Here is a 356-nt window from a genome sequence, read left to right as displayed (position 1 = left end):
CCTGGATTGCCGAGGACTACCCGAAGAAGTGGCTGCGCCTGGTGAACCTGTGCGAGCGGGCCATGGCCGACGGCTGGCCGCGCATCCGCCGGGGCGATCTGTTTGTGCTGGCCACGCAGCAGGGCATGCCCATCACGCTGTGCAGCGAGTTCAGAATGGACAACAACCTGTGGAGCGTGCTCAGCCGCTACCTGCTCATGTTCCGCCCCGAGCTTGCCGCCGCGATCTTCCCGAAGACCACCGAGGCGCTCGACGGCGGGGCCATCGACTTCGAGGGCGTATGGCACGACACGGTGGCGCGCAACACGTTCTTCCCGTGCAAGTGCTGGCAGGACGCCGCGAGGCTCTACAGGGAG

1 protein-coding gene is annotated in these 356 nt (G+C 66.6%); it reads left to right on the top strand.

Annotation, left to right across the window (positions count from 1 at the left end; all coding sequences use genetic code 11):
• The coding region (locus NE591_RS13365) for a hypothetical protein (protein WP_256156878.1) at positions 1 to 356 on the top strand (356 nt) is incomplete at both ends.

The sequence above is a fragment of the Adlercreutzia sp. DFI.6.23 genome (assembly GCF_024462535.1).
Classification (GTDB): domain Bacteria; phylum Actinomycetota; class Coriobacteriia; order Coriobacteriales; family Eggerthellaceae; genus Adlercreutzia; species Adlercreutzia rubneri.
The sequence above is the reverse complement of the archived record's forward strand: the minus strand, read 5'-3'. Positions and strand labels throughout refer to the sequence as shown.